This window comes from Streptomyces griseoluteus, from assembly GCF_004784465.1.
In the GTDB taxonomy this organism is placed as follows: Bacteria; Actinomycetota; Actinomycetes; order Streptomycetales; family Streptomycetaceae; genus Streptomyces; species Streptomyces griseoluteus.
The window spans coordinates 91,534-114,325 of the sequence record NZ_SRRU01000004.1; the positions used below are offsets into that span (position 1 = coordinate 91,534).

The 22,792-nt window shown below is 72.6% G+C and carries 21 protein-coding genes and 1 tRNA gene; 16 read left to right on the plus strand and 6 right to left on the minus strand.

All coding sequences use genetic code 11. The features are described 5' to 3' along the window. Window positions 1-53 precede the first annotated feature (53 nt). Window positions 54-644: a SigE family RNA polymerase sigma factor gene (locus tag E5082_RS12320; RefSeq protein WP_135791306.1), complete on the minus strand. Its 591-nt coding sequence runs from the start codon at window positions 642-644 to the stop codon at window positions 54-56. A 573-nt stretch (window positions 645-1,217) separates the two neighbouring features. Here E5082_RS12320 and E5082_RS12325 point away from each other — a divergent pair. The 5 genes from E5082_RS12325 (at window position 1,218) to E5082_RS12345 (ending at window position 5,959) form a co-directional block, all read left to right on the plus strand. Further along, window positions 1,218-2,075 (plus strand): bifunctional DNA primase/polymerase, encoded by an 858-nt coding sequence (locus E5082_RS12325; protein ID WP_135791307.1) that lies wholly within the window; start codon window positions 1,218-1,220, stop codon window positions 2,073-2,075. 65 nt (window positions 2,076-2,140) lie between these two features. Further along, on the plus strand, window positions 2,141-2,527 hold the full coding sequence (locus tag E5082_RS12330) for a VOC family protein (protein WP_229918834.1): 387 nt from the start codon (window positions 2,141-2,143) through the stop codon (window positions 2,525-2,527). A gap of 53 nt (window positions 2,528-2,580) precedes the next feature. After that, window positions 2,581-3,348, plus strand: coding sequence for a phosphotransferase (locus E5082_RS12335; RefSeq protein WP_190045282.1), 768 nt, complete (start codon window positions 2,581-2,583; stop codon window positions 3,346-3,348). A gap of 246 nt (window positions 3,349-3,594) precedes the next feature. After that, a complete protein-coding gene (locus tag E5082_RS12340) occupies window positions 3,595-4,347 on the plus strand; it encodes a GntR family transcriptional regulator (protein WP_135791309.1) in 753 nt (250 codons plus the stop codon). Window positions 4,348-4,942: 595 nt separating this feature from the next. Then, entirely contained in the window at window positions 4,943-5,959 is a 1,017-nt protein-coding gene (locus tag E5082_RS12345; protein ID WP_229918814.1) for a serine hydrolase domain-containing protein, read from the plus strand. Between the two features lie 148 nt (window positions 5,960-6,107). Here E5082_RS12345 and E5082_RS12350 read toward each other — a convergent pair. Continuing rightward, window positions 6,108-6,194, minus strand: a tRNA-Ser gene (locus tag E5082_RS12350). A 69-nt stretch (window positions 6,195-6,263) separates the two neighbouring features. After that, window positions 6,264-7,676: a S1C family serine protease gene (locus E5082_RS12355; protein ID WP_135791311.1), complete on the minus strand. Its 1,413-nt coding sequence runs from the start codon at window positions 7,674-7,676 to the stop codon at window positions 6,264-6,266. Window positions 7,677-8,090: 414 nt separating this feature from the next. Between E5082_RS12355 and E5082_RS12365 the strand changes: the two genes are divergently transcribed. From E5082_RS12365 to E5082_RS12375, 3 genes are all read left to right on the plus strand, one after another. Beyond that, window positions 8,091-8,909, plus strand: a complete 819-nt coding sequence (locus E5082_RS12365) for a glycerophosphodiester phosphodiesterase (protein WP_135791312.1) — start codon at window positions 8,091-8,093, stop codon at window positions 8,907-8,909. Between the two features lie 58 nt (window positions 8,910-8,967). Further along, entirely contained in the window at window positions 8,968-9,609 is a 642-nt protein-coding gene (locus E5082_RS12370) for an ATP-binding protein (protein ID WP_135791313.1), read from the plus strand. A 138-nt stretch (window positions 9,610-9,747) separates the two neighbouring features. Continuing rightward, window positions 9,748-10,719: a DUF5926 family protein gene (locus E5082_RS12375; RefSeq protein ID WP_135791314.1), complete on the plus strand. Its 972-nt coding sequence runs from the start codon at window positions 9,748-9,750 to the stop codon at window positions 10,717-10,719. A gap of 242 nt (window positions 10,720-10,961) precedes the next feature. Here E5082_RS12375 and E5082_RS12380 read toward each other — a convergent pair whose 3' ends face one another. Both E5082_RS12380 and E5082_RS12385 read right to left on the minus strand, forming a co-directional pair. Next, the gene (locus tag E5082_RS12380; RefSeq protein ID WP_190045261.1) at window positions 10,962-11,480 is read right to left on the minus strand and encodes a hypothetical protein; all 519 of its coding nucleotides are present in this window, start codon (window positions 11,478-11,480) and stop codon (window positions 10,962-10,964) included. Between the two features lie 55 nt (window positions 11,481-11,535). After that, window positions 11,536-12,201, minus strand: a complete 666-nt coding sequence (locus E5082_RS12385) for a bifunctional DNA primase/polymerase (RefSeq protein WP_135791315.1) — start codon at window positions 12,199-12,201, stop codon at window positions 11,536-11,538. A 503-nt stretch (window positions 12,202-12,704) separates the two neighbouring features. On the opposite strand from E5082_RS12385, the gene E5082_RS12390 reads away from it, so the two are divergent. Continuing rightward, the gene (locus E5082_RS12390) at window positions 12,705-14,201 is read left to right on the plus strand and encodes a PP2C family protein-serine/threonine phosphatase (RefSeq protein ID WP_190045262.1); all 1,497 of its coding nucleotides are present in this window, start codon (window positions 12,705-12,707) and stop codon (window positions 14,199-14,201) included. 127 nt (window positions 14,202-14,328) lie between these two features. Beyond that, the gene (locus E5082_RS12395) at window positions 14,329-15,792 is read left to right on the plus strand and encodes an aminopeptidase P family protein (protein ID WP_135791317.1); all 1,464 of its coding nucleotides are present in this window, start codon (window positions 14,329-14,331) and stop codon (window positions 15,790-15,792) included. A 51-nt stretch (window positions 15,793-15,843) separates the two neighbouring features. Here the strand turns inward: E5082_RS12395 and E5082_RS12400 are convergent, their stop codons facing one another. Next, window positions 15,844-16,293 carry an ATP-binding protein gene (locus tag E5082_RS12400; protein ID WP_135791318.1) on the minus strand — a complete coding sequence of 150 codons (450 nt, stop codon included), beginning with the start codon at window positions 16,291-16,293 and terminating at the stop codon, window positions 15,844-15,846. A gap of 222 nt (window positions 16,294-16,515) precedes the next feature. Here E5082_RS12400 and E5082_RS12405 point away from each other — a divergent pair, with 222 nt between their 5' ends. From E5082_RS12405 to efeB, 6 genes are all read left to right on the plus strand, one after another. Continuing rightward, window positions 16,516-17,361 carry a hypothetical protein gene (locus E5082_RS12405; protein WP_135791319.1) on the plus strand — a complete coding sequence of 282 codons (846 nt, stop codon included), beginning with the start codon at window positions 16,516-16,518 and terminating at the stop codon, window positions 17,359-17,361. A gap of 146 nt (window positions 17,362-17,507) precedes the next feature. Then, window positions 17,508-18,254: a YcnI family copper-binding membrane protein gene (locus E5082_RS12410; RefSeq protein ID WP_135791320.1), complete on the plus strand. Its 747-nt coding sequence runs from the start codon at window positions 17,508-17,510 to the stop codon at window positions 18,252-18,254. Window positions 18,255-18,343: 89 nt separating this feature from the next. Next, entirely contained in the window at window positions 18,344-19,018 is a 675-nt protein-coding gene (locus E5082_RS12415; RefSeq protein WP_135791321.1) for an SCO family protein, read from the plus strand. Next, a complete protein-coding gene (locus tag E5082_RS12420; RefSeq protein WP_135791322.1) occupies window positions 19,015-19,467 on the plus strand; it encodes a copper chaperone PCu(A)C in 453 nt (150 codons plus the stop codon). Before E5082_RS12415 ends, E5082_RS12420 begins: the two co-directional genes overlap by 4 nt. A 13-nt stretch (window positions 19,468-19,480) precedes the next feature. Beyond that, complete coding sequence (locus tag E5082_RS12425; RefSeq protein ID WP_135791323.1) at window positions 19,481-21,469, plus strand: copper resistance CopC/CopD family protein; 1,989 nt, start codon at window positions 19,481-19,483, stop codon at window positions 21,467-21,469. An 8-nt stretch (window positions 21,470-21,477) separates the two neighbouring features. Continuing rightward, window positions 21,478-22,755, plus strand: coding sequence for an iron uptake transporter deferrochelatase/peroxidase subunit (gene efeB, locus E5082_RS12430; RefSeq protein ID WP_135791324.1), 1,278 nt, complete (start codon window positions 21,478-21,480; stop codon window positions 22,753-22,755). Window positions 22,756-22,792 lie beyond the last annotated feature (37 nt).

The window sequence follows — 22,792 nt, forward strand, 5'->3', positions numbered from 1 at the left end:
GGGGCAGGGAAAGTCGCGCTGTGGGCTGCGCCTCGTGGCGGTGCTTCCGCTACTCAGCGGGCGAGACCGAGTTCCGGGTCCTCGCGGAGTTTGCCGAGGGCGCGGGAGACGGCGGACTTCACGGTGCCGACCGAGACCCCGAGCAGCTCGGCGGTCTGGGCCTCGCTGAGGTCCTCGTAGTAGCGCAGGACGACCATCGCCCGCTGGCGCGCGGGCAGGCGCAGGATCGCCCGCCACATCGCGTCGCGCAGCGCCTGCCGTTCGGCCGGGTCGTCGGCGCCGGGACGCGGCTCGGGCTCGGGCAGCTCGTCGCAGGCGAACTCGTCCACCCGGCGTCTGCGCCACTGCGAGGTACGGGTGTTGAGCAGGGCGCGGCGCACATAGCCGTCCAGCGCCCGGTGGTCCTCGATGCGCTCCCAGGCGACGTACGTCTTGGCCAGCGCGGTCTGCAGCAGGTCCTCGGCGTCGCTCGGGTTGGCGGTGAGCGAGCGGGCGGTACGCAGCAGGGCGGGGTGGCGGGCACGGACGTAGGAGGCGAAGGAGGGGTACGGCGAGGTCCCGGCCGGTGCGAGCCGGGGGTGGGGGAGAGTCTGCCGCGCTGGTGCGGCGGCGGCCGAGGCGCTGATGCAGACGGGTGCGGTCATGTCTCCACGCTAGGAGCGGGTACGGCGCCGGGGATCGGCCGGAGGTCCCGAAGCCGGGTCCGCCTCAGGTTGTAGGGGTGGGGTGCGCCGGACCTCCTGAAGGTGGAGTGGGCCTCCACCCGGCCTGGGGGTTGTCCCGGAGGGGTCGTCGGGGCGGGGCGCGGCACGCGTACGGACTGGACGGGGCCGGGCGTACGACAGCGGCGCGGCGGGCACCGAAGTGCCGGCCGCGCCGCTGTCATGACCCCGAAGCACACCCCGGCGGAGTCCCTCCCCAGGGACCCCGCCCCCGGCTCACCGGAGAGGTCCGCGGTGACTGCTGTCCATCTCTTCCTCCAGACCGACTACGGCTTGAGTCGGGGAGGTTGGCCGACCATCCCGACTCGTTTCCTGCGGCGTCGCACCGGAGTACTGCCCGCCCGGCCCCGTCCCAATCTCCTCAGGGGGCACGATTACCACGCAAGCGTGAGGACAAGTCGATAAACCCCCATCGCCACATTTCTTCGCTCTGCGGTGCAGACCGGACATCCCCGCCCACTTCCCATACTCGAACGCGCGTACGACCATGGAGTCATGGCCACCTCCGCCCGGCAGACCACGCCGCCGGCCCTCGCCCACGCGCTGTCAGCCGCCGAGCGCGGGCTGGCCGTCATCCCCCTGTCCCGGCGGAAGCTCCCGGCGCTGCGTTCCCCGCACCACGACGACCCCGCGCACCCGCCCTGCCACGGCGAGTGCGGACGGCTCGGGCACGGGGTGCACGACGCCTCCGCCGACCCCGCGCGCGTGCGCGCCCTGTTCGCCGCCGCGCCCTGGGCCACCGGGTACGGCATCGCCTGCGGGCTGCCCCCGCACCATCTGATCGGCGTCGACCTGGACACCAAGCCCGGTACGGACTCCCCGGCCGCGCTGCGCGCCCTCGCGGTACGGCACGGGTTCACGATCCCCGAGACGGTCGTCGTCCTCACCCCGAGCGGCGGCCGCCATCTCTGGCTCACCGGGCCGCCGGACGTGGCGGTCCCCAACTCCGCGAGCCGGCTGGCGCCCGGCATCGACATCCGGGGCGCGGGCGGCTACCTGGTCGGCCCCGGCTCATGGGGCACCCGCGGTACGTACGCGACGGCGCCGGGCACCGCCCGTCTCCGCCCGGCACCCTGTCCCCCGGCCCTGCTGCACCTCCTCCTGCCCCCGCCGCCACGGTCTTCGCGGGCGCACTCGGCGGACGGTGGCGCGGCCCTGCTCCACTTCGTCCGCACCGCGCACGAGGGCGAGCGCAACTCCCGCCTCTTCTGGGCGGCGTGCCGGGCGTGGGAACAGGGCATGGGGGCCGCGCTGGCGGACCCCCTCCTGGACGCGGCCCTGGACACCGGCCTGCCGGAGGCGGAGGCACGGGCGACGCTGGGGTCGGCGGCACGGAGGGCGGGGGGACCTTGATGAAGCACCCGCACCGGTGGATCGTGGACCCGTCCCCGACAGCCTCTGGAGGCAAAGTGCCCGCCCTGCACGTCAAGGCATTCGACCACCTGGTCCTCAAGGTCGCCGACGTCGAACGCTCCCTCGGCTTCTACACCACGCTCCTCGGCCTCCAGCCGGAGAACGTCGACGAGTGGCGCGCCGGCAAGGCCCCCTTTCCCTCCGTCCGCATCACCCCGGACACGATCATCGACATCGTCGAGGGCCCCCGCTCCGACTCCAACGTCGACCACTTCTGCCTGGTCGTGGACCCCCTGGACTGGGCCGAAGTAATCGCCACCGGCCACTTCACGGTCCTGGAGGGCCCGGTCCAGCGCTCCGGCGCGCGCGGTGAGGCGACGTCGATCTACGTCCAGGACCCGGACGGCAACACGATCGAGCTGCGGTGGTACCCGGAGGACAAAGGGGCGTGACGCCGGACAGGCAGACGGCTGTGCAGGCCGGGGGTGACGCGCTGGCCGGAAGCATGGCGAACGCGGGGGCGGTCTTCCGGCGGGGTGAGCTGGTGGAGCGTCCGGCGCCACCCCACGCGGGTGCGCTGCATCCTTACCTCCTCTCGCTGAGAGAACACGGCTTCCACGCGGCTCCGGTGCCCGTCGGTCTCACCGTGGACGGCCGGGAGCAACTGACCTTCATCCCGGGTGACGTGGCCCTGCCGCCGTTCCCGGACCGGGTGATGACGATGGCCGCCCTCCGGTCGGTGGGGAGCCTGTTGCGGCGCCTGCACGAGGCCGGCGCGGCCGTCGCGATCGACACCTGTGCCGAGTGGCCCAGGGACCTGGCCGACCCGGCGGGCGGAACGATGCTCTGCCACAACGACGTCTGCCCGGAGAACGTCGTATTCCGGGACGGCCGTGCCGCCGCCCTGATCGATTTCGACATGGCGGCCCCGGGCCGTCCCCTCTGGGACGTGGCCATGACGGCCCGCTACTGGGTTCCCATGCTCGATCCGGCGTCCGCGGCAGCCCTGTATCCCGCCGGCCTGGACGCACCCGCGCGGTTGCGGGTCCTCGCCGACGGATACGGCCTGTCCGCCCAGGAGCGCGCCGAGTTGCCCCGCGTCATCGAACAGGCCACGGAGGTCTGCCGCGCCTTTGTCACCCACCGCGTGACCGAGGGCGACCCCGTCTACCTCCAGGCACTGGCTGAGCGTGGCGGCTGGGAGCGCTGGGACCGCGTGCAGACCTGGCTGGCGGACCGCCGCGAGACGTTTACGGCAGCCCTGCGGAACTGACCGGCCGGGGTACCCCACGCAGTAGGGGCGCCCCCTTGGCCGGGGGCGCCCCTCACCTCTGCGGAGGCGGTGGGATTTGAACCCACGGTGACATCGCTGCCACGACGGTTTTCAAGACCTTTTTGCGATCACGGCCGCTGACCGCGACGCCGCAGGTCAGACGCGTGCGGGCACTCCAGCGGAGCCGTCATCGTCGTCATCGTGCCCCCTGCGTGCCCCTTGGGGTCGTCTTGCCCGCTGAACCAGGTGGCCGACGACGACCGCCGGCCGAAGTACCAGCGGATCGCGGACTCCCTGCGCGAGGCGATCCAGTCGGGCGAATACGGCCCCGGTGATCGCCTCCCTGGAGAGAACGACCTGATGGCCGCGCACGGCGTGGCTCGCATGACTGCCCGACAGGCGTTGAGCGTGCTCCGAGACGAAGGCGTCGCCGAGGCCCGCAAGGGCGCCGGCGTGTTCGTCCGAGCCTTCCGTCCCCTTCGGCGCCGAGGTATCCAGCGACTTTCCCAGCAGCAATGGGGTAGCGACCGTTCCATCTGGTCCGCGGACATCGAGAATCGCGAGCTCGAGGTGGACCAGGTCACCGTGTCCGAGGAGGCCGCGCCCGACCGCATCAGCGCGGTTCTGGGCCTGGCCGACGACGAAACGGTGTGCGTGAGGCGCCGACGCTTCGTCTTGGACGGGAAAGCCGTCCTGCTCGCGACGAGCTATCTGCCCTCGTCAGTGGTCGCCGGGCCCGCCATCACCCAGGAGGACACAGGACCAGGCGGAACGTACGCCAGGCTTGCCGAACTCGGCTACAAGCCAGTGCACTTCCGCGAGGAGATCCGCTCACGCATGCCGTCGAAGGATGAAGCGGCACAGTTGAGCATGTCCCCCGGCACGCCGGTCATCCACATCTGCCGCACCGCGTTCGCGGACGAAGGCCGCCCCGTCGAGATCAACGAGATGACGCTCGACGCCGCGTCCTACATCCTGGAGTACGACTTCGACGCGTGACCTGGGCTGTTACAGGTTTCTCTACCTCATCAAGCCCCGGCTGCGCTCCGCCCCGCCGGGCGCGCTTCCCGGCTCCGCTCCGGGCGCCGCTCCTGCCTCCGGCCCGCTCCGCCCGCGCTGCGCCGACGCGCGCCCACGTGTGAATAGGGCCGGAAGCCATGAGTCGATCACCCGCATAGCGTGGGCCAGGTCAAGGCAATGCCTCCGGCGGGGGATCGGCCGGCACCGGGGGGAGAGGGCGCCGTTGCCGCCCTCGGGTCCGTTGTGGCGTGCGCGGGTGCTCCCATCCCGTACGCCATCGACCCAGGCAGAGACGAGCAGACGCGGCCCATGGCGTCCAGGTCGTTCCTACAGTGGCGCGCTCCACCTGGACGCCATGAACCACGCCCGCTCCACGGTGTGTGGGTCGACGGCGTACGGGGTGAGTGGTGGGCTGGGATATGTCCTTCCGCGGGTGTCCGTCAGGCGGCAAGATCGCGTATCGCCAAGAACACCCCTGTGGCGAGCGGAGATTGAGATGGACGTGGTGGCGTCGTGGCCCGACAGTGAGGCATTGGGCGAGCCTGGGCCCGTTGCTCCGCTCGACGGAGTTGACATGGCGATGCTGATGCGGTCCGTGCGGGCTCAGGCCGACCGAGCGGTGCCCGGCATCGACGACATGGCTTCATACCTCGCCGCACAGGTGTCGGACACTTCACACCGTGAGGTAGTGGGCCCGCTTCTCGACGGCCAGGGCGCCAGCGGTGTCGTGGTGCGGGGCGGCACAGTCATCGCTTCGTGGGGCGACCCGAAGCGCGAGGAGATGGCCTACAGCGCAACGAAGAGCGTTCTGTCCCTGGTCGCCGGTATCGCGTTCGACACGGGCAAGCTGCGCCTGGATGAACCTGTGTCCTTGTCGGTGAACCTCCCCCAGTTCGCGGGCCCCCATGGGCGCGCGATCACGTGGCGTCATCTCCTCGACCAGACCAGCCAGTGGGAAGGCGAGCTGTGGGGCAAGCCGACACAGGTAGACGCACAAAGCACGCGCGAGGGCACGGAGTCGGCAGGCGGGCCGCCCGGGGAGGGCTGGGCCTACAACGACGTCCGGGTGAACCTCACTGCCCTCGCGCTCACGGTGCTCCTGGGCCGCGCCCTGCCGGATGTGCTGCGCGACCATGTCATGACGGCAATCGGCGCCTCAGATGGCTGGTCCTGGCACGGCTACGAGAATTCAGTGGCCGAGATCGAGGGCGCCCGTGTCCCGGTAGTCTCCGGGGGCGCCCACTGGGGCGGCGGTCTGTGGATCAGTGCTCTGGACCTGGCCCGCCTAGGCCAACTCTGTCTGCGCGGTGGAGTATGGGGCGTCCGTCAGGTCATCTCGCGCGACTGGATCGAGGAGCTTTGGACCCCCTGCCGGGTCAAGCCGAACTACGGCCTGTCCTGGTGGCTCAACCACGACCGCACGGTGTGGCCGAAAGCTCCAGAGACCGGCCGCTGCGCCCGCGGCAACGGTGGCAGCCACCTGCTGTGGGTGGATCCGGCCCGCGACCTGGTAATCAGCTCGCGGTGGGGCGCGGGGGTCGAACAACTCCTGGTCGAGGTCTCGGAAGCAGTGGAGCCCTGTATCAACTGACAGAGCGACGGAGCAGAAGTTCCTCGTGCCCCAGCCGTGCCCGACAGAGCGGGAAACCACGGGGAACACCGGGCGGTCACGGTTACAGGGCACAAGAACGGCCCCTGACCAAACTCCAGGTCAGGGGCCGTTCTCACTGCTCACCACGCGGAGGCGGTGGGATTTGAACCCACGGTGACATCGCTGCCACGACGGTTTTCAAGACCGTTCCCTTAGGCCGCTCGGGCACACCTCCCCGCTTCGCCCACCTGGGGCGGAGCGGGGTACAGCGTACCGGGAGCGAGGGGCGGGCGGGGGACCTGGCTCAGCTGTCGCCGACTCGGGAGCCGAGGGTGAGGTCGACGGTGTGCTGGTCGCCGCCCCGGGTGTAGGTGACCTTGACCTTGTCGCCGGGCTTGTGGGTCCAGATCTCGCCGATCAGGGTGGGGCCGCTGTCGATGACGGAGTCGTCCAGCTTGGTGATGACGTCGCCCGGCTTGAGGCCAGCCTTGGCGGCGGGGCCGCCCGACTCGACCGCGTCCGCGCCGCCCGCGCCCTGGTCGGTGATCTTCGCGCCGTCGGCGGACTCCTCCAGGGAGACCGAGGCGCCGATCTTGGCGTACACCGGCTTGCCGGACTTGATGAGCTGCTGGGCGACGTACTTCGCCTGGTTGATCGGGATGGCGAAGCCGAGGCCGATCGAGCCGGACTGGCCGGAGCCGAAGCTGCCGCCGCTGGTCGACTGGATCGCGGAGTTGATGCCGATCACCGCGCCGGAGGCGTTGAGCAGCGGGCCGCCGGAGTTGCCCGGGTTGATCGACGCGTCGGTCTGCAGGGCACTCATGTAGGACGCCTTGCTGCTGGAACTGCCGTCGCTGGATGCCACGGGGCGGTTCTTGGCGCTGATGATGCCGGTCGTCACCGTGTTGGACAGCCCGAAGGGGGCGCCGATGGCGATCGTCTCGTCGCCCACCGCGACCTGGTCGGAGTTGCCGAGGGAGAGCGGCTTGAGGTCCGAGGGCGCGTTCTTCAGCTTGACGACGGCCACGTCGTAGCCCTGGGCGTGTCCCACGACCTCGGCGGCGTACTTGCGGCCGTCGGGGAAGGTGGCGGACAGCTTGCCGCCGTCGACCGCCTCGGCGACCACGTGGTTGTTGGTGACGATGTGGCCCTGGGTGTCGAAGACGAACCCGGTGCCCGTGCCGCCCTCGCCGCTGTTGCTCTCCGCCTCGATGGTCACCGTGCTGGGCAGCGCCCTGGAGGCCACGCCCGCGATGGTGCCCGGCGCCCGCTTGACCTGCGAGGCGCCGTTGTCCGCGGCGGAGATCGTGGTGGAGCCCTGGCTGTCGTTGTCCTTGGCCAGGGTGTAGCCGAGGCCGCCGCCCAGACCACCGGCGACCAGCGCGGCCACCAGCACCGCCGCGATCAGCCCGCCGCGCCCGCCGCCGGCCGGCTTCGGCGCCGGCTGCTGGTACGAGGCACCCCAGCCGCCGCCCGCGCCCGCCTCGCCGTAACCCGGCGTACCGGGGGGCGGCGGGGGCGGCCAGGAGCCCTCGGGGGCGCCGTAGGACTGGGTGGGGCCGGGCCCGTACGGGTGCTGCTCCGGCGGGCCGGAGGGCACCGGCGGAAGCTGAGCCGTCGCACCCGCGTCACCCTGCGGGGGAGCGGGAGATGCCACCGGCACAGGAGGTGCGGACGGGGCCGGGGGTACCGCGTTGCCCTCGTTCTCGGTGCTCACAGCTCTTCTCTCCTCGATCCACGGCTGTTGTCGTCGGTCGCGCTCGGTCGAACTCGATCATGCTCAGTCGCCCACCGGTCGCGCCGCGTCTTATACGGGGCGCGACCGGTCGCGCCCGTCCATGGTCGGTCATGCGCGTGGCCGTGCGCACGCCCGTCGCCCAAGACGCGCGGACCGGCGCGACAAGGCCGCACATGGTCCCGTACCTGTTCCTGTTGTACGCACCCAGCTTTTCCCACGGGCCGTCAGGGCACCGTAAGCGGTCCCTGTGGGACCGCGGAGACCCTTTATATAGGACTTCTCGGGCATAAGTGAGATAAGTATGTACGGAGGTCCGCCCGGTGGCGCACTCCTCCCGGTCGCCTGCCCGCTCGCGCGCCCCGCACAACCCCCGGTCGGTGGCACCATGACGCGGTGACCCACGCACCACACCACACGATCCAGGTCGTCGCCCACCGTGGAGCCTCCGAGGACGCGCCCGAACACACCCTCGCCGCCTACCGCAAGGCGATCGAGGACGGCGCGGACGCCCTGGAGTGCGATGTACGGCTCACCGCCGACGGACACCTGGTCTGTGTCCACGACCGCCGGGTGAACCGCACCTCCAACGGCCGGGGCGCCGTCTCCGCCCTGGAGCTGTCCGACCTCTCGGCCCTCGACTTCGGCTCCTGGAAGGGCCGGGCGGGCCGGGACGAGGAGCCCGACTGGGAACACCGGCCCGAGGACCGCGAGGAGACCTCGGTCCTGACCCTGGAGCGCCTGCTCCAACTCGTCGCCGACGCGGGGCGCCGGGTCGAGCTGGCCATCGAGACCAAGCACCCCACCCGCTGGGCCGGCCAGGTCGAGGAACGCCTGCTCGCCCTGCTGCGCCGGTACGGGCTGCACGCCCCCGCCTCTGCCGAGGCCTCCCCGGTGCGCGTGATGAGCTTCTCCGCACGCTCCCTGCACCGGGTGCACGCCGCCGCCCCGGCCCTGCCCCTGGTACTGCTCGCCCAGTTCGCCACCCCGCGCCTGCGTGACGGACGCCTCCCCGAGGGCGTCACCATCGCAGGCCCCTCCATCCGCATCGCCCGCGGCCACCCGGCGTACGTACGACGGCTCAAGGAGGCCGGTCACCAGGTGCACGTGTGGACCGTGAACGAGCCCGCCGACGTGGACCTCTGTGTGGAACTCGGCGTCGACGCCATCATCACCAACCGCCCGCGCGAGGTGCTCGGCCGCCTCGGCCGCTGACCCTCCCCCGGACTCCGGGAGTGCTCCGGCGCGTTCGCCTCCCGCACCGGGATTGCGAATGCGTCGCCGGAACGAGACTGGCCGGTTTCCGGTTCAGGCCAATGGGGCATCCACACCGTGGCGTGGGGCGAAGGAGGTCTCGGGGGTGGCGTTGGTGGTGGCACAGGAAGTGCCCGCGTCGTCGAGCATGGCCGTACCTCATGGCCCTGCCGGCGTGGGGAAGGCGAGGCACCGGATGCGTGCGCAACTGCGCGGCGGCGGGGTCCCGGAACCGGTCGTGGACGACGCCGTGCTGATTCTGTCGGAGCTGCTGAGCAACGCGTACCGGCACGGACGCCCGCTGGGCGGCGCCCGGGCCGGGGACGGCGCGGTGCGCGCGGACTGGCGGATCGACCCGCGCGGACGGCTCATCGTGGAGGTCACCGACGGCGGCGGCCCGACCCGCCCCGCCCCGGCCACCCCCTCGGTCACCGCGCACGGCGGCCGGGGCCTGAGCATCATCGACGCGCTCGCCGACGACTGGGGCGTACGGGACGACGTGCCGGGCGAGGTGACCGTCTGGGTGGTGGTCCACGCGGACGTGCACGATCCCGATGCCGGCGCCCCGCTCGAATCTTTCGCTACGCGCGTCACCACCCCCGCGCCGGTCGCCGCGCTGGCCCAACTCGGCTTCACGGACGCGTTCGAGAGCCTGGACTGAACGAGGGTCCCGAAAGGGGCGGTTGTCCACAGGCACTGCCCACCCCCGCCCGCGTCGTCCCCAGGTTCCCGTGGCTCGCGGCCCGAACGGCTAGGCTCCCGACCGTACGAGACCAGCCGTTACCGGGAGACAGCCACGATGGCCAAGAAGCGACCCCAGACCAAGGGCAGCCGCCCGCAGCCGCACGGGGCCGGGGGCGAGGTTCCGGTCGTCGGTGCCCGCGAGGCGTGCCCCTGCGGCAGCGGCCGCCGCTACAAGGCGTGCCACGGCCGCGCGGCCGCGCACGCCGTGACCGAGCTGGTGCAGCGCCCCTTCGAGGGCCTGCCGGGCGAGTGCGACTGGGTGGCGCTGCGCGAGCTGGTCCCGGCCGCGACCGTCGAACTCACCCTGAAGGAGGGCCTGCCCGAGGGCGTCCCCTCGGTCACGCTGGCCACCGTGCTGCCCATGGCGTGGCCCGCACTGCGCCGCGACGACGGCTCGGTGCTGCTGGGCCTGCAGAACGACACCGCCTCCGGCGACATCAGCCGCGATCTGGCCGACACCCTCCAGCGGGCCCTGGTGGCCGAGCCGGGCACCCCGGTGGAGGGCCGCCGCGCCCCCTCCGACGCTCTCCGGCTCCAGGACCTGCTGGCCGCCGACGGCCCCTTCGAGCCGGTCGTGCACAGCGGGTTCGAGTTCTGGGTGCCGGACGCGGAGAACGCGACGCCCGAGGTGGCCGCCTCCCTGGAGCGGGCCAACTCCGCCGCGATCCCCACGGTCAAGCTGACCGGGGTGGACGCCGCGTACTGGTGCGAGACCCCGGAGAAGAACCACCTGCGCTGGGTCATGCCGCACGAGGAGGAGCACCTGCTGGACGCGCTGGCCCGGCTGCACGCGGCGGGCACGTCCAGCCTGGGTGAGGGCACCCGCCTGGTCGGCTCGTTCCGCGCGCACGGGCTGACCGTGCCGGTGTGGGACCTGCCGAGCGGGGTCGGCGCCGAGGAGATCGAGAAGCCAGCCGCCGAGTTCGCCGAGCGGCTGGCCGCGGCCCTCGCGGTGACCGAGCCGCTCACCCCGGAGGAGCGCCGGGCACGCGGCGGCCTCACCAACCGGCAGGTCACCCTGAGCTGACCCCCCACAGGGCCTGGAGGACGGGGACGGGTGACGCCTGTCAGGAACAGGTGACTCCTGTCACAACTCCTCGGTGTGACAAGCGAATCGGTGTCCGAATGAGCAGGACCGAATTTGCGAACCGCCGATCTCTTGTTACCGTTCCAGTAGCCCGGTTGCTGGTGCATCCCCCGTCGCCAGCAACCGGGCCTTTCCATGCCCGCGCCCGGCCGGGTCAGCCATGGTCCTTCGCCAACTTCCGTTCAGTTCCGCGGAGTTGAGTTGCTGGCGGAGCGGAGCAGCAGCGGGTCCTCGGCGCCGCGCGCGAACTCGGAGACGGCCGTGTACGCGGCCCCCGCGCCCCGCGTGCGCTCGCGCGGAGTCTCACAGGTGGCGGGCGCGTCGTCCGCACCGGTGACACAGGTCGTACGCACCGCCCGGCCGTCCGGGCCCAGCAGGCTCAGGCCGGCGTCCAGGGCGTCGCCGGTGGTGTTGCGGTAGTACACCCGCGCCCAGGTGTCGCCGCCCCGCGTCAGGACGCAGGTCTGCGCCTCCAGACCGTCGGGCGAGGCGAGTTCGGGTCCGCAGCGGGAGAGGGTGATCCGGTCCGGGGAAGAGGGCACCGAAGCCGAAGCCGCACGTCCGTCCCCGTCCGCCCCCTGTTCCGCCGACGCCCCGCCCAGCGACAGCAGCAGGGCCGCCGCGACGAGGCCCGCCAGGGCGGAGGTACGGAGCGGACCGGCTCCCGGCCCGCCCGCGCGGGACCGGTGATTTCGCAGCATGGGCGGAAGATAACGAGCGCGCGCGGCCCCAAGGCCCCGCGCGCCCCCGACACCCCTACAACTCGGGCGCGCTCACACCCGTACGAGTGAGGGCCTCGACCACCGCGTCCACCACGGCCTCCACGTCCGGCAGCCACGGGGAGGCGGAGCCGGGCAGCGGGGCGCGCTCCCAGTGGACCTCGCCCTGGCCGGTGGTGGAGGGCGGGAGGGCGAGGTAGCCGCCCTCGCCGTGGAAGCGGAGCGAGCCGGGGACGAAGTCCTTGGCGTACAGCAGTTCGCCCAACTGCTCCATGGAGTAGGGCTTCACGAGGATCGCCCAGCGGTGCGGGGCCGCGACGACCGGGCCGAGCCGCATGCCGCGCCGGTCCAGCAGCGCCAGCGCGCGGGCTCCGGCCGCTGCGGGCAGGCTGACCGCGCAGGGGGCCTGGCCGCCGGTGGCGAGGACGATCGGCGCGTCCGGCCGGCTGGTCCACCACCAGCGCACCATGCGGGCGTCGGTGGTGGCCGCCAGCAGATCGGGGTCACCGGGATGGGCGCCGGGCACCGTGCAGGCGGGGTCGGGGCAGGAGCAGCCGGCCGGACCCTGCGGATCGGGGGCGGTGCCCGGCAGTACGGGCCACCGCCACATCGCCGCGAAGGTCGTAGCCGCGTCGATCAGCGCCGGGCCGTCGTCGCCCCGCCGGGGCGGAAGGCCGCTTCGGCTTCCGAGGATCTCGCGCATGAGCGCTCGTTCCTTTCCGTTGCACCGCTGGCAACACCGTGGACATCACAACATGTGTGGATCACTTCACTGTGCGTACCTGTTGGCGCATCACGCCCCCGCGTACGGCGGGGGAACCCCCAGGGATGGAACAACGGCCGCGTCCGACGTGCGGTTCTTCAGACGTGCGGTTCTTCAGGAGCACGGACACGGCACGGGGGTGGCGAAGTCTGGCGTTTTGCCGTCGCGCGTGTTTCTCTCCGCCTCCGCCACGGGAGGATGGGGCCCGGTCGTCGGTGGTTATGACGTCCGGGTCCTTCGCCAGGTTCCGGGCGGCCTGTGGCCACCCCTGGACTTCTCTCGAGTACGTACCCCGCACGACCGTGGTGACGCTCCGTCGAGCAGGGCCAGTCGACCGCAATGACGCTCCACCCGAGGCAGTTTCCAGCCAACTTGCCAGTAGGGCAAGGGGTTCCGGGATATCCCTCCCGCACCCCACCAACACCAGGAATCCCCGCAGGACAATGCTGGACATCCCCTCACGAGTGCGTGTACATGTGGAGACACTGCTGGCGGCGCAGAATCACATGGGGGTTTGCGATGCTTTTCAGCAAGACGCACCGGTCCGAGAGCCGGACGCCATGAACGCCCCGCACCCTCCGAAAGTGGCCGGAATCGATCCCACGGTTCCCACTCCCGCCCACACTGTCGCGCCCGCACCCCCCGCCCCGGAAGCCGGTCCCGCACCGGACGCCCCGGGAGGCACACCACCCCTCGTAGCCGCCGCGGAGGCCCCCGGCAGCCTGCTCCAGGACCGGCTGGCCGGCTGGGTCTCCGACCTCACCACTCTTCATGAGCTGACCGAACGGATGTGCCGAACATCCGCCCTGCCAGCCGCACTTGAGGAACTGCTGCGCGCCGGTGCCGCCCTCGTGGGCGCCCGGCGCGGTCTCGTCGTACTGGAACCCGGCGACGGACTCGGCCCCCGCAGCACCGTCGGCCTCGGCCTGGGCCGGGCCGATCTCGGCCACATCGAGACCGTCCCGCGCGAGGCGCTGCTGGCCGGTACCGCCGACCTCCTGGCCGAGCCCGGCCTCGACCCCCGCCACCGCGAGGTCGCCGCCCGCCTCGGTTACGCCGCCAGCCACGCCCTGCCGCTGGCCACCGACAGCACCCGTATCGGCGCCGCCGTCTGGCTCTACGACGAACCGGCCGCCCCCGACGAACACCACAGACATCTCATCGCGCTCTACCTCCGCCAGACCACCGAGCACCTCGCCCTGCTGCTGGAGGTGGAGCGCGCCCGCCTGGACACCGCCACCCTCACCGAGGAACTGCTCCCCTCCCGGCTCCCCCGCGTCCCCGGTGTCCAGCTCGCCGTCCGGCACCGCACCGGCCCGCGCGGCGGCGGCGACTGGTACGACGCGCTGCCGCTGCCCGACGCCGCCCTCGGCCTCTCCGTCGGCTCCGTCACCGGCAGCGGGCCGGGCGCCGTCGCCGCGATGGGCCGGCTCCGCGCCTCCCTGCGGGCCTACGCCGTGATGGAGGGCGAGGACCCGGTCGCCGTCCTCTCCGACCTGGAGCTGCTGCTCCGGCTGACCGAGCCCGCCCGCTCGGCCACCGCCCTGTTCGCCTACTGCGATCCGGCCGCGCGCCGGGTCACCCTGGCCGGTGCCGGGCACAGCCCGCCGCTGCTCATCGGGGAGCGCCGCACCGAGTACGTCGAGACCTCCCTGTCCGCCCCCCTCGGCATGCTCGCCTGCTGGGAGGCGCCCAGCGTGGAGTTCGGCGTCCAGTCCGGAGAGACGGTTCTCCTCTACACCGACGGGCTGCTCCGCCGTACCGGCGCGGCCATGGACCGGGCCTTCGCCCGGTTGCACGCGGCCGCGGCCGCGGTACCGCGCGCCCTGCGGGCCGACCCCGGCGCCGTCGCCGACCACGTCCTCGCCACCCTCCTGCCGGAGGAGGACACCGCCGCTGGCGACGAGGACGTGGTGCTCCTGGCGGCCCGCTTCGACTGAGCCCAGGCAGGCACGACCGGTCCGGTTTCGGTACGAACGTACGATGATGGAGGCACCCTCGCTCGGGCGTGGACGCGAGCGCCGCGTGCCCGCTGGGGGAGATCACACGCCGTACCGAGGAGGATCAGTGTCCGACGAGCTCAACGCCGTTACCGACGAGGCCACCGAGGCCGAGGAGCCCATCAAGCAGCGCAAGAACGGTCTCTACCCCGGTGTCTCCGACGAGCTGGCGGAGAACATGCGCTCCGGCTGGGCCGACACCGAGCTGCGTGATCTGGAGCCGATCCCGCAGGCCGCCGAGACCGCGCGCCGCCGCGCCGCGCTGTCCGCCCGCTTCCCCGGCGAGCGTCTGGTGATCCCCGCGGGCAACCTGAAGACCCGCTCGAACGACACCGAGTACGCCTTCCGCGCCGCCACCGAGTACGCCTACCTCACCGGCAACCAGACCGAGGACAGCGTCCTGGTCCTGGAGCCCACGGCCGACGGTCACCACGCCACCGTCTATCTGCTGCCCCGCTCCGACCGCGAGAACGGCGAGTTCTGGCTGTCCGGCCAGGGCGAGCTGTGGGTCGGCCGCCGCCACTCGCTGACCGAGTCCGAGGCGCTGTACGGCATCCCGGCCGCCGACGTGCGCGAGCTGGCCGGCAAGCTGCGCGAGGCCACCGGCCCGGTGCGCGTGGTGCGCGGTCACGACGCCGCGATCGAGGCGGCCCTGACCGACAAGGTCACCGCCGAGCGCGACGAGGAGCTGCGCGTCTTCCTCTCCGAGGCCCGCCTGGTCAAGGACGAGTTCGAGGTCGCCGAGCTGCAGAAGGCCGTCGACTCCACCGTGCGCGGCTTCGAGGACGTGGTGAAGGTCCTCGACAAGGCCGAGGCCACCTCGGAGCGCTACATCGAGGGCACCTTCTTCCTCCGCGCGCGCGTGGAGGGCAACGACATCGGCTACGGCTCGATCTGCGCCTCCGGCGCGCACGCCTGCACCCTGCACTGGGTGCGCAACGACGGCCCGGTCCGCTCCGGCGACCTGCTGCTGCTGGACGCCGGTGTGGAGACCCACACCCTCTACACCGCCGACGTCACCCGCACCCTCCCGGTCGACGGCACCTACACCGACCTCCAGCGCAAGATCTACGACGCGGTGTACGAGGCCCAGGAGGCCGGCATCGCGGCGGTGAAGCCCGGCGCCAAGTTCCGCGACTTCCACGACGCCTCCCAGCGCGTGCTCACCGAGAAGCTGGTCGAGTGGGGCCTGGTCGAGGGCCCGGTCGAGCGCGTCCTGGAGCTGGGCCTGCAGCGCCGCTGGACCCTGCACGGCACGGGTCACATGCTCGGCATGGACGTCCACGACTGCGCGGTCGCCCGCACCGAGGCCTACGTCGACGGCACCCTGGAGCCCGGCATGGTCCTCACCGTCGAGCCCGGCCTGTACTTCCAGGCCGACGACCTGACGGTGCCGGAGGAGTACCGGGGCGTCGGCGTCCGGATCGAGGACGACATCCTCGTCACCGCCGAGGGCAACCGGAACCTGTCGGCGGGGCTGCCGCGCCGCTCCGACGAGGTCGAGGCGTGGATGGCGTCGCTCAAGGGCTGACGACACGACGAAGGGCCGGGCATCGTGCCCGGCCCTTTTGTGAAGGACCCCTCACGCCGTGAGCAGCGAGGGGTCCTTCTTCCACTTCAGGATCTTGTCGAAGCTGATCACGGTGCCCGTGCGGCCCGGCCGGGCGCCGATGTGGACGTGGTCGGCCAGCTCCCGAATCAGACACAGGCCCCGGCCGTCCTCGGCGTCCACACGGGCCATCCGGATGTCCGGGGCGGGAGCGGACGGGACACCGGGGCCCGAGTCGGCCACCTCGATGCGGCACTTCTCGCCGTCCAGATAGGCCGTCACCCGGTACGCCTCGGTGTGCCCCCCACGCGCGGTCCCGCCGTGCTCGACGGCGTTGGCGCACGCCTCGGTGAGGGCCACGGAGATGTCGTACGAGACGTCGGGGTCGACACCGGCCGTCTCCATGGTGCCGATCAGCAGCCGGCGGGCGAGCGGGACGCTCGCGGCATCGCGGCGCAGATGGAGTGACCACCAGATGCTCATGCTCCAGCCTCCTGGCCGCGGCTCGACATACCGTTACCTATTGCCGTGCGTGAGCGCCCGTAAGCCCTCAAGTGACGTGATGCCGCCCATATGGTCGATGTGCGCCGGGACGAATCGGGGTATGAGGTACGGCCGTCGCCGCAGCGCGCGTCCCGGCGGTGGCGCGATCCGGCGGCCCTGCCTCGGGGGTGCGGCGGGCGCAGTGCGATGATGAGCCCCGCCATGAGTGCCCCCCGTCCGCGCACGGCGCGACCCGGACCCCGCGTCCGGCTGCTGCGGGCCGCGGTCTTCGCCGCGGTCTGTGTCGTGCTGGCCGCCGCCGGGCACACCACGGCCTCCTGCGCGAACGTCCCGCTGTGGACACTGGGCGCCGGGTTCGCGGGGTCCCTGCTGGTCATGGCGCCGCTCGCCGGACGGGCCCGGTCGGTGCCCGCCATCGCGGCCCTCCTCGCCCTCTGCCAGGTCGCCCTGCACACGCTGTTCGGCCTCGGCCAGCACACCGCGCAGCCCATGGCGTCCCTGGGCACCGCGCATTCCGGCGCGGCCGACGACGAGATGGTCCAGCGGGCCGCGCAACTGCTGTGCGGGTCCGGCCCGGCCACCCTGACCCCCGGCCAGGCCTACCGTCTGTTGCTCGACGCCCGCCTCATCGACGCCTCGGGCCGCTTCACCGGGCACGCGGCGACCGGCGGACACGCCTCCGGTATGGCCGGCTCCCCGGCCGGCCCGGTGCCGTCGGCGCTCTCACTGCTCTCGCTGCCGATGCTTCTCGGCCACCTCCTCGCGGCGCTCGCCCTGGGCTGGCTGCTGCGCCGGGGCGACCTGGCCGTGCTGCGGCTGGTCGAGCTGTCGACGCACGGGGTCGCGGAGGGCGCACTCGTGCGCTCCCTGCGCGCCGCGCTCGCGCTGACCCGCGCCCTGTACGCCGGGCTGCTGCCCGCGGCCGGGCCCGCCCCGCGCCTGCGCCGCACCGAGCGGGACGAGGCGCCGGTCCCGCAGGCCGCCGCGCTCCAGCACTCGGTGATCCGGCGCGGCCCGCCCGCCGACGCGTTCCGTCTCGCCGCCTGACGCGACCACCGCTCCCGTTCGTACGAGGAGGGGAGGGGCCGCCGTCACGCGGCACGCGCGTGTGCGCCTCTCCTACGCGCCCCGCGCACCCCTCACCGTCACCGGGCTCAGCACCGGATCTCGCTCAAGAGCGGAGTTTTCCCAGCATGCAGATCTCCCGTACCGCCTCCCGTGTCACCGCCGCCGTCGCCGTGGCGGGCGCGACCGTCCTCGCCGTGTCGGTCCCCGCCTTCGCGCACGTCTCCGTGCAGCCGGAGGGCACGGCGGCCAAGGGCGGCTACGCCACCGTCGACTTCAAGGTGCCCAACGAGCGCGACAACGCCTCCACCACCGAGGTCGAGGTCAACCTCCCCGCCGACCACCCGCTGGCTTCCGTCATGCCGCAGCCGGTGCCCGGCTGGAGCGTGAAGGTGACCAAGTCCAAGCTGGACAAGCCGTTGACCGTGCACGGCGAGAAGATCGGCGAGGCCGTCACCAAGGTGACCTGGACCGCCGACGGCAAGGGCATCCAGCCCGGCTACTTCCAGAAGTTCCCGCTCTCGCTGGGCGCGCTGCCGGAGGACACCGACCAGCTCGTCTTCAAGGCGATCCAGACGTACTCCAACAAGGAGGTCGTCCGCTGGATCGAGGTGCCGCAGGAGGGCCAGGACGAGCCGGAGAACCCGGCCCCGACGCTGGCGCTGTCCGCCGCTACCGACGACCACCACGGCACGGCCGCTGCCGCCGATGACGACGCCAAGGGCGGCGACAAGGACGACGCCCACCAGGAGGCGGCCGCCGACTCCGACGGCGGCACCGACACCACCGCCCGCGTGCTCGGCATCGTCGGCATCGTGATCGGCGTGGCGGGCGTGGCCTACGGCGTCCTCGCGGGCCGCCGCCGCACCGCCTGACCTCAACTGATCCGCGCGCACCGGGGCCTTGCCCGCCCGGTACGGCCCCGGTGCGCGCGGGAGTCATCGACCCCCCGGGACATCTCTCCATGCTCTCTCCGCTTGCTCCGCGCAAGAAGACCCTGGCCGCGGCCGCGCTGCTGGCCGCCGCCGCCTTCACCCTGTCCGCCTGCGGCAGCGGTGACGACTCCGCCTCCTCGCCCGTCTCCGTGGTCTCCGAGGAGGGCGGCTCCGACAAGGCCGCCACTGTCCTCGACCAGCCGTTCGCCAAGCCCGACCTGGTCCTCACCGACACCCACGGCAAGAAGTACGACCTGCGGGCCGAGACCAAGGGCCACCCGACGCTCGTCTACTTCGGCTACACCCACTGCCCCGATGTGTGTCCCACGACGATGAGCAACATCGCCGTCGCCATGAAGGCGCTGCCCAAGTCCGAGCAGGACGACCTGCGCGTCGTCTTCGTCACCACCGACCCCGGCCGCGACACCCCGGCCGAGCTGGGCACCTGGCTCAAGAGCATCGACTCGCGCTTCACCGGCCTGACCGGCGACTTCGCCACCATCCAGGCGGGCGCCCGCTCGCTCGGCATCTCGGTCGAGCCGACCAGCAAGGACAAGAACGGCAAGACCGTCTCCGTCCACGGCACCCAGGTCATCGCCTTCTCCCCGAAGACGAACGGCGGCTACGTCCTCTACGGCGAGGAGGCCACCGTCGACGACTGGACCAAGGACCTGCCCAAGCTCGTGCGCGGGGCGAAGCCGTGAAGCGGGCCGCACTGCCCGTCACCGCCCTCGCAGCCGCCCTCGCCCTCGCGGGGTGCGGCTCCGGCCAGGGGGCCGGCGAGCCCGAGCTGTCGGTGAGCGCCACCTACATGCCCCAGCCGGTCGCCGCCGACATGGCCGCCGGCTTCCTCACCGTCACCAACAGGGGTGGCGAGCAGGACGAGCTGACCTCGGTCAGCAGCGACATCGGCCGGGTCACCATGCACAGCACCAGCGGCGGCACCATGGCCGAGCGCACCTCCTTCGCGGTGCCCGCGCACGGCCGGCTCGTCTTCCGAAGCGGCGGCAACCACCTGATGTTCGAGCAGCTCAAGCAGAAGCCGCGCCAGGGCCAGACCGTCAAGCTCAAGCTGGGCTTCGCCAGGTCCGGCCCGCTCACCGTCGAGATGCCGGTGCGGTCCGCCACGTACAACCCGTCGACCGGACACTGAGGGAGGGACCACCTTGACGCGGACCATCACCCCCCGGCTGCGCACCCTGGTACTGCTGCTCCTCGCCGTCACCGGCGCGCTGTTTGCGGGCGCCGCGCCCGCCTCCGCGCACGCCGCGCTGACCGGCAGCGACCCCGCGCAGGGGGTGGTGGTCGACCGGGCCCCCACCCAGATCTCGCTCACCTTCTCCGAGCAGGTGGCGATGGGCGACAACTCGCTGCGCGTGCTCGACCCCAAGGGCAAGCCGGTCCAGTCCGGCGAACCGGCGAACGTCAGCGGCACCACCTACGCGGTCCGGCTGCACGCCGGGCTGGCGGACGGCACCTACACCGTCGCCTACCAGGTGGTCTCGGCCGACAGCCACCCCGTCGCCGGGGCCTACACCTTCTCCATCGGCGCGCCCTCGCGCACGGTCGTCTCCGACACCGGGGCGGGCGCGGGCAGCGGGCCCGTCGGCTGGCTGTACGCCGTCGGGCGGTACCTGTCCTACGCGGGCTTCATCGTGCTGGCCGGCGGCGCCGCCTTCGTGCTGGCCTGCTGGCGGCAGGGCGCGGGGGTACGGGCGCTGCAGCGGCTCGTGGTCGGGGGGTGGCTGACGCTCACCGCGGCCACGCTGGGGCTGCTGCTGCTCCGGGGCTCGTACACCTCCTCCGGCAAGCTCAGCGACGTCTTCGACCTCGACCTGCTCGGGCAGGTGCTCCAGACCAAGACCGGGGCCGCGCTGGTCTCCCGGCTGCTGCTGCTCGCCGCCGCCGCGCTGTTCGTCGCGGTGCTCTTCGGGGCGTACGCGCGGCGGGAAGAAGAGGAGGGGGCCGACGAGGACGCGGCCGCCGAGCGCCGTGACCTGGGCTTCGGGCTCGCCATCGGCGGGATCGTCGTCGGGGCCGGGCTCGCGGCGAGCTGGGCGATGGCCGAGCACGCGTCCACCGGGCTCCAGCCGGGTATCGCCATGCCGGTCGACATCGTGCATCTGCTCGCCGTCGCCTGCTGGTTCGGCGGACTGACCGCGCTGCTCGTCGCCCTGTACCGGGCGCCCGCCGACACCCCGCTCGGTACGGATGCGGTGCGGCGCTTCTCCCGGCTGGCCTTCGGCTCCGTTCTGGCCCTGGTCGCCACCGGTGTCTACCAGTCCTGGCGTCAGCTCGGCTCGTGGTCGGCCTTCACCGACACCCGGTACGGGCAGTTGCTGTTGGTCAAGCTGGGGCTTGTCGCGGTCATGGTGGGACTGGCGTGGATCTCCCGGCGGTGGACGGGCAGGCTCGCGGACGGGGGTACGGCTGAAGAGGCGTCCGAGGCAGCCGCGGATGCCCCGCCGGCCGAGACGGAGGTGCAGGCGCCCCTGGCCGCCACCGTGCCGTCCGGTGCTGCCGTCACCGAGGCCGCAGAAGCCCGGCCGACGGAGGGTGAGAATCCCGCCGACCCCGGCCGGGCCGCGCAGCTCGCTCGGCAGCGGGCCGCCGTCGAGACCGCACGGCGCAAGCGGGTGCGGGATGCCGACCCGAGCCGGGCCGGGCTGCGTCGGTCGGTGCTGGCGGAGGCCGGCGTCGCCGTTGTGCTGCTCGCGGTGACCACCGCGCTCACGCAGACCGAGCCGGGCCGTACCGAGCAGGAGGCCAGGGCGGCCACGGCTCCGGCCGCGAGTTCCCCGGCCGACACCTCCGGCGCCCTCACCCTGGACATGCCCTTCGACACCGGCGGCAAGAACGGCAAGGGCCTGGTCCGGATCGACCTCGACCCCGCCCGCGTCGGCGCCAACGAGATGCATCTGTACGTCCAGCGGCCCGACGGCCGCCCGTACGACATCCCCGAGGTGAAGGTCGCCCTCACCCTGAAGGCGAAGAAGATCGGCCCGCTCCCGGTGGCGCCGGAACACATCACCACCGGCCACTGGGCGGCGAACGGTGTCCAGGTCCCCATGGCGGGAGACTGGGAGGTCGCCGTCACCGTACGGACCTCCGACATCGACCAGGTGACCGTCTCCAAGAACGCGCAGATCGGCTGAACCGCACCATGCCCGACCCGTCCGTCCCCCAGACCCGAACCCCGGAAGCCGAGCAGTCCGCCCCCGAGCCGGGCCGGGGCGTCTCCCGCCGTGCCCTGCTCGGCACCGCCGGTGCCACCGGCCTCGTGCTCGGCGCGGCGGGCGGCGCCCTGGGGTACGCCGCCGCGCCCGCCCCCGCCACGCCGCTCACCTCGATCGGCACGGACCGCGCGATGTTTCACGGGAAACATCAGCCCGGCATCACCGACGCACTCCAGGCCCACGGTCATCTCGTGGCCTTCGATCTGAAGCCGGGCGCGGGCCGCAAGCAGGCGGCCGCCCTGCTGCGCCGCTGGTCGGTGGCGGCCGAACGGCTGATGGCGGGCGAGGCGGCCCCGCACGAGGACACCGATGTGGCCCGCGACGCCGGACCCTCCTCGCTGACCGTCACCTTCGGCTTCGGGCACAGCTTCTTCGCCCGCACCGGACTGGAGAAGCAGCGGCCGGCCGCGCTGGACCCCCTGCCCGACTTCTCCGCCGACCACCTCGACAGGAAGCGCGGCGAGGGCGACCTGTGGGTGCAGATCGGCGCCAATGACGCGCTGGTCGCCTTCCACGCGCTGCGCACCCTGCAGAAGGAGGCGGGCGACGCGGCCCGCGTCCGCTGGCAGATGAACGGCTTCAACCGCTCGCCGGGCACCACCGCGCATGCGATGACCACGCGCAACCTGATGGGCCAGATCGACGGCACCCGCAACCCCAAGCCCGCCGAGCCGGACTTCGACCAGCGGATCTTCGTTCCCGCCTCGGGGGAGCCCGCCTGGATGGCGAACGGCTCCTACGCCGTCGTCCGCCGCATCCGCATGCTGCTGGACGACTGGGAGAAGCTGGCGCGCCCGGCGCAGGAGGCGGTGATCGGCCGCCGCAAGTCGGACGGCGCCCCGCTGTCCGGCGGCGACGAGACCACGCCGATGGACCTGGAGAAGGCGGACGCGCAGGGCGAGTACGTCGTCCCGCTCAACGCGCACGCCCGGATCACCCGGCCCGACCAGAACGGCGGGGCCGCGATGCTGCGCCGCCCCTTCTCCTTCCACGACGGTTACGACGCGGACGGCACCCCCGACGCCGGGCTGCTGTTCATCTGCTGGCAGGCCGACCCGCTGCGCGGCTTCGTGCCGGTGCAGCGCAAGCTCGACCGGGGCGACGCGCTGTCGCGGTACCTGCGTCACGAGGCGAGCGGGCTGTTCGCGGTGCCGGGGGGCGCGGCGAAGGGCGAGTACGTGGGTCAGCGGCTGCTGGAGAGCTGACCAGGCATCCCGGACGCACCTTTCGCAGGCGTCCGGG

What these genes read in the sequence shown, in the direction of transcription:
- E5082_RS12320 (WP_135791306.1), bottom strand. Translation starts at nt 644, where the DNA reads ATGACCGCACCCGTCTGCATCAGCGCCTCGGCCGCCGCCGCACCAGCG.
- E5082_RS12325 (WP_135791307.1), top strand. Translation starts at nt 1,218, where the DNA reads ATGGCCACCTCCGCCCGGCAGACCACGCCGCCGGCCCTCGCCCACGCG.
- E5082_RS12335 (WP_190045282.1), top strand. Translation starts at nt 2,581, where the DNA reads ATGGCGAACGCGGGGGCGGTCTTCCGGCGGGGTGAGCTGGTGGAGCGT.
- E5082_RS12345 (WP_229918814.1), top strand. Translation starts at nt 4,943, where the DNA reads ATGGCGATGCTGATGCGGTCCGTGCGGGCTCAGGCCGACCGAGCGGTG.
- E5082_RS12370 (WP_135791313.1), top strand. Translation starts at nt 8,968, where the DNA reads ATGCGTCGCCGGAACGAGACTGGCCGGTTTCCGGTTCAGGCCAATGGG.
- E5082_RS12375 (WP_135791314.1), top strand. Translation starts at nt 9,748, where the DNA reads ATGGCCAAGAAGCGACCCCAGACCAAGGGCAGCCGCCCGCAGCCGCAC.
- E5082_RS12380 (WP_190045261.1), bottom strand. Translation starts at nt 11,480, where the DNA reads ATGCTGCGAAATCACCGGTCCCGCGCGGGCGGGCCGGGAGCCGGTCCG.
- E5082_RS12385 (WP_135791315.1), bottom strand. Translation starts at nt 12,201, where the DNA reads ATGCGCGAGATCCTCGGAAGCCGAAGCGGCCTTCCGCCCCGGCGGGGC.
- E5082_RS12390 (WP_190045262.1), top strand. Translation starts at nt 12,705, where the DNA reads ATGCTGGACATCCCCTCACGAGTGCGTGTACATGTGGAGACACTGCTG.
- E5082_RS12400 (WP_135791318.1), bottom strand. Translation starts at nt 16,293, where the DNA reads ATGAGCATCTGGTGGTCACTCCATCTGCGCCGCGATGCCGCGAGCGTC.
- E5082_RS12405 (WP_135791319.1), top strand. Translation starts at nt 16,516, where the DNA reads ATGAGTGCCCCCCGTCCGCGCACGGCGCGACCCGGACCCCGCGTCCGG.
- E5082_RS12410 (WP_135791320.1), top strand. Translation starts at nt 17,508, where the DNA reads ATGCAGATCTCCCGTACCGCCTCCCGTGTCACCGCCGCCGTCGCCGTG.
- E5082_RS12415 (WP_135791321.1), top strand. Translation starts at nt 18,344, where the DNA reads ATGCTCTCTCCGCTTGCTCCGCGCAAGAAGACCCTGGCCGCGGCCGCG.
- efeB (WP_135791324.1), top strand. Translation starts at nt 21,478, where the DNA reads ATGCCCGACCCGTCCGTCCCCCAGACCCGAACCCCGGAAGCCGAGCAG.